Annotated in this window: 6 protein-coding genes; 3 read left to right on the forward strand and 3 right to left on the reverse strand. The window is 42.6% G+C overall.

What is annotated here, in order from left to right; genetic code table 11:
* Positions 1-167 precede the first annotated feature (167 nt).
* A complete protein-coding gene (locus Q1V93_RS06785) occupies positions 168-2,069 on the forward strand; it encodes a T9SS type A sorting domain-containing protein (RefSeq protein ID WP_300663077.1) in 1,902 nt (633 codons plus the stop codon).
* A gap of 335 nt (positions 2,070-2,404) precedes the next feature.
* On the opposite strand, the gene Q1V93_RS06790 is transcribed toward Q1V93_RS06785, so the two are convergent.
* Positions 2,405-3,310: a lipid A deacylase LpxR family protein gene (locus Q1V93_RS06790; protein ID WP_300663079.1), complete on the reverse strand. Its 906-nt coding sequence runs from the start codon at positions 3,308-3,310 to the stop codon at positions 2,405-2,407.
* Between the two features lie 322 nt (positions 3,311-3,632).
* Between Q1V93_RS06790 and Q1V93_RS06795 the strand changes: the two genes are divergently transcribed.
* Both Q1V93_RS06795 and fumC read left to right on the forward strand, forming a co-directional pair.
* Complete coding sequence (locus Q1V93_RS06795; RefSeq protein ID WP_300663081.1) at positions 3,633-4,964, forward strand: peptide-N-glycosidase F-related protein; 1,332 nt, start codon at positions 3,633-3,635, stop codon at positions 4,962-4,964.
* Between the two features lie 210 nt (positions 4,965-5,174).
* On the forward strand, positions 5,175-6,563 hold the full coding sequence (gene fumC, locus Q1V93_RS06800; RefSeq protein WP_300663083.1) for a class II fumarate hydratase: 1,389 nt from the start codon (positions 5,175-5,177) through the stop codon (positions 6,561-6,563).
* Between the two features lie 198 nt (positions 6,564-6,761).
* Here the strand turns inward: fumC and Q1V93_RS06805 are convergent, their stop codons facing one another.
* Both Q1V93_RS06805 and Q1V93_RS06810 read right to left on the reverse strand, forming a co-directional pair.
* Complete coding sequence (locus tag Q1V93_RS06805; RefSeq protein ID WP_300663085.1) at positions 6,762-7,058, reverse strand: hypothetical protein; 297 nt, start codon at positions 7,056-7,058, stop codon at positions 6,762-6,764.
* 304 nt (positions 7,059-7,362) lie between these two features.
* On the reverse strand, positions 7,363-8,177 hold an 815-nt coding region (locus tag Q1V93_RS06810; RefSeq protein ID WP_300663087.1), incomplete at its 5' end, for a gliding motility-associated C-terminal domain-containing protein.

Genomic DNA, 8,177 nt, shown 5'->3' on the forward strand with positions numbered 1-8,177 from the left:
ATTTAAAATGAAGATGATAGAATTCTCTTTTTGAAGAGGATTAAAAATCTCCCCCTTTGGAGGGGGACCAAGGGGGAGGATTATTCGAAACTTATAATTAATTATGGAATTTTGAACCTAAGCGCATCTCAGATGTAAAGAGTATTAATTATTCTAAACCGGATGTTATGAGATTCGCTACCTTACTTTTTATCCTGCTACTGGGATCAAGTGCCGTTTTTGCACAATCTATTTCAGGAAACCTGAACACCGAAACAAGCGGTTCTGCTTTGCGCTACGGAAACGTCGATATTTACAAAGGCGATAAATTGGTTGCGTCCGTATTGACGGATAGACTGGGAAATTTTGCCGTAGCTCTTGATACCGGAACGTATACCTGTGTGATGAATTACGCCGGCTTCACTCCTATCACCAAAGAAATCAAAGTAACCGGTGATGAGGTTTCCGATTTCAAAATGAAGGAAGATCCTACGGCAAAAAAGACGACGGAAATTAAAACGATGGGCGGAGAACGTGTTGAACTGGAAGAAGTGATGGTTTTATCCAAATCTCGGGGAGTTAAATCCACTTCAGAAACCAAACTTCTCAGGAAAGATGTTTCCAGAATGCCTGCTACCAGTGTTGGATCGGTTAGAGCAGCTTCTGACGGTGACGGTATTTACGAAGGAGACATTACTGCTAGTGGCGGGGCAAGTTCCAGTTTATTGACTGCCGGGGAAATCAATGATTTTTCCAAATGGAAATTGTGGCAGGATCTGACGAAAGGAGAATTGGCGAGTTATCAGAAAACATGGCAAATCGCACCTTCAGGAAGATATACTGTGATGTTACAGTCCGAAAAAGGGATTCCGATCGTGGACGCCATCGTGCAATTATTCATGAACCGCGATGTCGTTTTCACTACCAGAACGGACAATACCGGAAAAGCGGAATGCTGGCTGACAGTGAAAAATGAAACGCCTGTTGTGAACGGGAAATTGTCTGTTCAGATTTCGTATAACGGGAAAACCTCCACCATCAGCCGTGTCAATGCTTTTGAAAACGGGATCAATCATCAGAAATTGAATATTACCTGCCAGGAAGTGGAAAACGTAGACGTTGCTTTTGTTGTAGATGCAACCGGTTCCATGGGTGACGAAATCAGCTTTTTACAGGCGGAAATGAATGATATCATCTTCCAGTCAAAACAAATTAGTAACAAATTGAATTTCCGGTTCGCGAATGTCTATTACCGGGATAACGGGGATGAATATGTTACTAAAAGCATGAATTTCAACCGCATTCTGACTGAATCATCTGCCTTCATCAATGAGCAGTTTGCGGGCGGTGGCGGAGATCATCCTGAAGCTGCGGATATTGCACTCGACTCTGCCATCAACAACCTGAGCTGGAGTGAAAATGCGCGGGCACGGATCTTATTCCTGATCCTGGATGCGCCACCGCATGAAGGTACGGAGGTGAATGAACGTTTGCAGCGTTTGATTCTCCAGGCAGCTGAAAAAGGAATCCGTATTGTGCCGATCGGAGCCAGCGGAATCGACAAAAGTACGGAATACCTGATGCGCGCTTTGGCTTTGGGAACAAACGGAACGTATACGTTTCTGACAGATCACAGCGGAATCGGGAACAACCACATCAAGCCGTCGACGGATTCTTATGAAGTGGAAACACTGAACGCAATCATGGTCCGGATTATGAAAAGTTATACTTACATGCCGGATTGCCAGCAAAACATTCCGGATTTGGCTTTGAACATTCCCGATTCGATCGTTTCCACACATCAGGCAGATTCAACGGATTCTGTTAAACCAAAGAACCTGCAAATCAACTGGAGCTATTATCCGAATCCGACAAACGGGATCATTCATATTTTGCCGAATACGGATATCAAGGAACTTTACATCACCGATTTGAGCGGTAAATTACTGCAAGTGCTTCCGAAATTGAAAAAAGACGAGCGCATCCAGGTTGATTTATCGAATTACACCACCGGAATTTACCTGATCCGTTATTTGGATGAAAACGATCATTGGCTGAGTGGAAAAGTGATTCTGCAGAGAACTAGCTAAGACCAATTGAAAATGGAGAATTTTAAAATTGAAACGTTTTTTCATTCTCCTTATAAACTATATCCGTGGTCAAGAGGTTCAGAGAGTTCCGGTGGTAAGGATTCCTCTTTGAACCTTTTGTGTTTACAAACACTTTTCAATTATCCATTTTAAATTTTCAATTATCGATGTAACTTTTTTCAATTTTGTCAAACATACAGTTGTAACATAGATGTGATTTAACCGAAATGAAAGAAAAACAAGAAGCATTTCTTCGACCAGGTCGGAACGCAGATTTAATTTACATATTATCTGCGGAAAAAAATGATTATATCACTTCTATTTCAGTGGAAAGCCTAAAAATAATATCCGATACCAATTCCGCCCCAGGCGTGGTTTTTCGCATTCCGGAACAGTTTGGATTGAAAATGACCATAGGCTGAAAAGGAAAAATGACCTTGTAACATGTTAAATCCCAATTCTTGTTCAGAAACCAGGTGATTGATCTGCTTTCCCGGAATACCGGCTTCACTTGGTTTTGCAAAAAGCGCTCCCTGCAAAGTTCCGTCATACAGCACCGCACGCGCTTCCGGATGGTAATAGACAAAATAGTTCTTATTGTTCGAGAGACGGCCTACCTTCAACATCCCCGATACACGGGTTTCATTGTTTAATGTTCCAAGGATTGTGAAAGTGTTTCCTTCTATTCGCAGCCACCGGGTTTTGGTGAACCATGCTTTTGTAAATCCAACACTCAGATGAGTACTTAAAGCGGTATTTAACTGATATTGCCAGCCCAAAGGTTTCGTATTGTTCGTCCAGCGATGAATAGCCGTTTGCGTTTCTTTCCCAAAAGCCGGTTTTCCAATCCATCCGGTATTCAAACTCCAGCTTACGGTATAATTCTTCGATTTACTTCGGGAACTGAATTTAACGGTATAACCATACGTTGCCGCATACGGACGGTCTCCCACCAACAACGAATCAGAAGTAATACTCGACGGAGTATATACTTTTTGTGCAACACCGGTTTGCAAACCTCGCTGAATATCCGGAACCCGGAAAAAAAAACGGTTCAACCACTTCAGATTGATATCCAAATGATCGTATTGCAGGAAAATTCCCTGGGAATAATAGCGATCTGTTCCGGTAAAGAGATCATTTTCGTAACGGATCGTGTAAGCCTCCTTGTACCTGAGGCTGTCCTGACCAAGAGCAACAAAACTCAATAAACCGACGAAAACAATGAACCATACACGCATACCTGAAAATACGTTATCCGGAGGATTCCGGATTTTTCAAAGAGAAACAAGCAATCAAATCAGCTACGGAACAAAAAAAGAGTGTTCCGGAGATTTACAAAACGGGACAAATAGGCGACAAATCCAAGACAACCCAACATCTTTCCCATCGTTCACCAAATCACACCGTCATAAGCAAACAGTTGATTCACATTGACTTAATCGCTTAATAGTTCATCTAACTGGTTGTGTCCCAAAAAAGAGTGCTCATTTTACTCCGGATCGGGAAACCGATTTTGAAAAGAGTATCCTTCTAATTTTGGGAATAGATAAACTCATGATTATGAAAAAAATAATTGGTTCTTTGCTTGCCATCTCTCTCTCGTTTGGCGCAACTGCTCAAACGACCACCAATATCATGACTGATGTGGTGTTTTTTGATGGTTATGCCGGAGTTGTGAGCGACCCGACCCCAGCAGGTGTGATTCGTTTTCGCAATGATTTGGTGACGAAAAAACTAAGTACACAGGATTTAGCTGCTATCGGAACTGAATTAACAGTAAACATTACGATTTCGGCGTTGTGCGACAATTATGACCGTATCGGAAATGTGAGCCTGGCATTGGTTCCTCCGGGGAGTACCACTTATGATCCGGCGACGGTTTCCCGTATTGAGATCGGGCGTTTCATTACTCCTTTCATGAACAAAAATGTACAGCCAACTTCTGTTCCGTATTCTTTCGAAGTAAACAACATCGCAAAGATTCTTAAATCGAGTGATATTGCTGCAAACTTCGATTTTTGGCTGGAACTGGAAGTTTTCGGAGTTCCGTATGCTGCGAATACGCAGGTTTCAGGTTGTTCCGGAAGAAACGACGTGTTTAAGGGAAAAGTGGATTTGGTTTCCAACGGGCCAAATGCAGGTTTTGATCCTGAAACGTATTTGCAGGCGCTTTCATTCAAGGCAGATTTCAATAATTACCAGGCAAATGCTACGGATGCAGTTGGTACAACGGTGAGAACGATCAATTTCACAACTACTGAAACCATTTACGGCGCCAAGTTTTATTTGATCACTTCAAACCACGGAGCCAATAACGGAGGAGAGGAATATGTTCGAAGAGTACACAATGTGAGTTTTGACGGAAGTAATGTCCTGACTTACACTCCGGGAGGAAAATCATGCGAGCCTTACCGCCAGTATAACACTCAGGGAAATGGAATTTACGGGCAATCCGCTCAATCTGCTTCCTGGTGGACAAGCTGGAACAACTGGTGTCCGGGTGATGTGATTCCGATTCGTGAGATCAGTCTTGGAACCTTAGCGGCTGGAAGTCATTCATTCAAGATTTCTGTTCCGGCTGCACAATTCGTGGATCAAAACGGAAACTTCCCGCTTTCCTTGTACTTACAGGGAAGTAAAACAGAAGTCTTGTCGATTGACGAATTGAATAAAACAGCATTCAACATCTTCCCGAATCCTGCAACGAATGTATTGAATGTTCAATCGGACAGAGAAATGCAAGCCTTCGAATTGCTGGACGCTTCCGGAAAGGTTGTTAAACGTGAACTTACAAACCCGGTGAACCTTGCCGGAATTGATACAGGTATTTACTTCATCCAGGTTCGTTTCAACGACGGGATGATCAGTAGACAGCGCTTCATAAAGCAGTAATTTATGTTCATTTAGTAGTTTGCGGGAAGTTGAGAGGCTTCCCGTTTTTTATTGATAGAGCCGGGATCGTTTAACCACCTAAACTCCGGATCACGAAAAAATCAACCGATCATTTATACTAATGCGAAGGGATATTTCGGTTGAAATTCACTTAAAGAGGGGAGAAATAACTAACTTGTGCTTTATAATTTTATTCTCAAAACCAAAATCATGGAATACAGAATTGAAAAGGATACGATGGGCGAAGTAAAAGTGCCTGCGGATGCTTATTGGGGTGCTCAAACTGAGCGCAGTATCGAAAATTTCAAAATCGCACAAGACATCAACAAAATGCCGAAGGAAATTATCCGGGCTTTTGCGTATTTAAAAAAAGCCGCTGCTTTAACCAATCTCGATGCAGGAATTCTGCCTCAGGAGAAATCGGATTTGATCGGAAAAGTGGCAGATGAGATTCTGGCAGGAAAGCTGGATGATCAGTTCCCGTTGGTGGTATGGCAAACCGGAAGCGGTACGCAAAGTAACATGAATGTCAACGAGGTAATCGCCTACAGGGCGCATGTTTTGAATGGTGGTTCCTTAACGGATAAAGAAAAAGTGCTGCATCCGAATGACGACGTGAACAAATCACAATCTTCGAATGACACCTTCCCTACCGCCATGCACATTGCGGCTTACAAAATTCTGATCGAAACAACTATTCCGGGAATTGAGAAATTACGCGATACTTTGGCTCAAAAAAGTAAAGACTACATGCATGTGGTGAAAATCGGACGAACTCACTTCATGGATGCTACTCCACTTACCCTGGGTCAGGAAATCAGCGGTTATGTCAGCCAGCTGAATCACGGTTTGAAAGCAATCAAAAACACACTCGCTCATTTAAGCGAACTGGCTTTGGGCGGAACGGCTGTCGGAACGGGAATCAACACGCCTGCCGGGTATTCCGAAAACGTGGCGAAACACATTGCAACGCTGACCGGTTTACCTTTTATCACCGCAGAAAACAAGTTTGAGGCTTTAGCTGCGCATGATGCAATTGTGGAAGCTCACGGAGCTTTGAAAACCGTTGCAGTAAGCCTGATGAAAATTGCCAATGACGTACGTATGCTGTCGTCCGGTCCACGAAGTGGAATCGGTGAAATTTTCATACCTGATAATGAGCCCGGATCTTCCATTATGCCCGGGAAAGTAAATCCGACGCAATGTGAGGCTCTGACAATGATTGCTGCACAGGTTATGGGAAATGATGTAGCGATTAACATCGGTGGTTCTAACGGACATTTCGAATTGAACGTTTTCAAACCGGTCATGATTTATAACTTCCTGCATTCCGCACGTCTGATCGGTGAAGGCTGTGTTTCTTTCAACGACAAATGCGCTGTTGGAATCGAGCCTCTAACTGCAAATATCAAAAAGCACCTGGACAACAGTTTGATGCTGGTAACGGCTTTAAATCCGAAAATCGGTTACTACAAAGCTGCTGAAATTGCTCAAAAAGCCCATAAAGAAGGAACGACGCTCAAAGAAATGGCTGTTCAGTTGGGTTATCTGACTGCAGAGGAATTTGACGCTTGGGTGATTCCGGAGAAGATGGTTTAGGGAAATTGCGAATTCATCATGCCGAATTACGAATTGTAATTCTGTTTAGTTCAACAAGCTCACAGATAATTTAGCTCTCTCCCCTTGAGGGGAGATCGAGAGGGGTGGCTTAACAAAAATGATGGATAGACATCCCGCAGTGGCGGGACAAGTTATGTCTATTTGTGATGAGGTGGCAAGGATTCGGACAATTCAAAATTAATCTCCATAAGCGATCAAACCACTTTGTCTTGAAATCGCTGTGTCCATTAATAAAAGGAGTTTCTCTCCATCCGTATCGGAATAGAATTGCTTGTCCTCAATCGTTTGACGAATTTGTTTCACCAACGTTTCACTCCATCGAAAATCGGAATAATAGTCAAGCCGGCTATCAATCATTCCTTTCCGAATCAGGTTATCAAAAGTCTTTGCGTCCAACGAACCGGCAAGCTCCAAATCCTGATTCGGGTAATTTGGTGATGTTTGATTATCGTTTATGAAATAAAAATCGAGCATTCGCAATTCTATTTATCCAAAATCTTAAATGAATCCAGAAATCTGGAGATCTATTTGTTGAACAAATTTCCTTCCGGAGTTACAACAACTAACCTATAAAACAACCTCTTGTAATAATATACTTTAATGCTCATCTTTACTTTTGAATTATCCAACCGTCAAATACAAATTGCTTCCAGGAATTCCGGTGATTTGAATAAGACGCATACATTATCTTTTTGATTGCGGCTAAGCTAATTTTATTAGTGTAATTTGATTCATTCAAACTGAAAAAAAGGCTGAGCGGAGTCGAAGCCAACTTTTCTTAATGTATCACCGTCACATTGCCACGGAAGTAATATTCCTGGTTGTTTCCATCGACCACTTTCAGAACGTAGACATAGACGTTCGGAGCGACTAATTTCCCGCTTTGCTGATGATGTCCGTCCCAACCCGTTGCCGGATCGTTTGTTTGGAAAACCAATTGTCCCCAGCGATCAACAATCGAAAATTCATATTTCGACACATCCTGGAACGAAACAACCGGAATGAAGATCGGATTGATTCCGCCCGGTGTGAACGCATTCGGAATATAAACCAATGGCTCAATAACTGCACATGCATCGTTCGACAGGCTCAATTCCTGGATTCCATATTGATTGACTGCTTCTTCAGCAATCACGTAATAACACACCTTCCCGCTGTGTTCAAAACCCAACTCATCTACCAGATCTTCAAAATAACGCTGATCCGGAGAAACAATTGCTGTTGGCGTTGGTGGGAAAACTCCGTCAATTCCGCGATAAATCTGGTATTGTAAAACTCCTCCATCGTAATCATCATAGGGTGACCAGTTCAATTGAGTCGTCAATCTCGTTTGATCGGCTTTTACTTTCAATAAAATCGTTCTTGCGCGATTCGATATCGCTCCCTGATTTCCGCAGCTATCGATCACAACGGCTCTGTAAACATAACTGAAATTGTCTACGTCGACATCTGAATCAGTAATCGACAGTGTGGAGCTTGTTGCGGGAACTTCTCCAAGCAAATCGTATTGCCCGGTTGCATTGTTGAATTTTTCAAACCGGATGGCTTTGACGTTTGTACCAACAGAAATCTGATGACGCAATACAATTGTAC

The organism is Fluviicola sp. (genome assembly GCF_030151805.1).
Classification (GTDB): Bacteria; Bacteroidota; Bacteroidia; order Flavobacteriales_D; family Crocinitomicaceae; genus Fluviicola.